Below are 1,122 nucleotides of genomic sequence, written 5' to 3' on the forward strand. Positions count from 1 at the left end.
TTTCTCATCACGGCGGTCACGGCGAGCTTGCGCGGCTTGCCGGCACGGACCAGTTCCTCGAATTTGCTGCGAGCGGCATGGTTGTGCTGGATCGCGCAAAGCGTCGGCATGAACATGGCCTGACGGACAGTGTGCCTGCCGCCCTGGATCCGTTCACGCCCCTGCCATTGCCCTGACTGGCGCGAGATGGGGGCCAATCCGGCGCGCGCAGCGGCCTGCTTTCCGCTGAGCATGCCGAGTTCAGGCATGTCTGTGAGCAATGCCATCGCCGACGTCGTCGAAATCCCCGGAATGCTGGTCAGGATCTCAGAGCGCTGGACCAGAGCGGGGTCAGAGGCCACAATCGCCTTCATGGCGATGTCCACCCGGGCCAACTGCCGCTCGATCTGGCCCAATCTCTGAGTGAGCAAACGGCGCAGCATGGCCAGCCGTGCAGTCTTGAGCCGTGTCTTGGCAGCTGTGCGATCCTTGATCAGACCGCGGCGGAACACGAGCAATTCGCGAAGCTCGCCAAGGGCTTCCGAATGCGTTTCAGTAGGCTGGAGCTGCAGGGCGGATCCCATTCTGGCCAACATCTCGGCATCAAGCCTGTCGGTCTTTGCCGCGCGCCCGATTGCCTCCGCGAACCGCCTGGCCTGCCGAGGATTGACCTTCGCGAAGGTCAATCCTCGGCGCGTCAGCATGCGCTCGAGCTCGCGGTGATAGGCACCAGACGCTTCGAACACAATGAGCCCTTCAATGCTGGCGACCCATCGGAGCAGCATGGCCAAACCATCCGTTGTGTTCCCGAACTGTCGATACTCACATCTGGTCGAGCAAAAAACGTCCAGCTTTGCCTTCGACACATCGATCCCAATTTTAGTGTGAATGGAATATCCCCCACCTTGTCTTGTCATGCGGGCCCGTAGCCCGTCCCTCGGGGAAATGATCCCCCGGATCATTTCCGGGACCCTCGGAACTCCGTTCAGGTTCGAAGAATGCGCGGGGGCGACCATACTCGGCATCGGTCCATCATGACCCAGAGGCGTACGATCCTTCCCCCGCCATCACGCCAATTTGCGCGATCCGCGTGATGGCTCCCATCATGCATCGGAAGCTGTCGAAATCATAAGACAAGAGGGG

At 60.9% G+C, this 1,122-nt stretch carries 1 protein-coding gene; it reads right to left on the reverse strand.

The features are described from left to right. Positions 1–896 (reverse strand): IS110 family RNA-guided transposase (locus ACN2XU_RS24200; RefSeq protein WP_419412894.1); only part of this gene is annotated, 896 nt, incomplete at its 3' end. Positions 897–1,122: the final 226 nt, after the last annotated feature.

This window comes from Pacificoceanicola niger, from assembly GCF_048553275.1.
In the GTDB taxonomy this organism is placed as follows: Bacteria; Pseudomonadota; Alphaproteobacteria; order Rhodobacterales; family Rhodobacteraceae; genus Pacificoceanicola.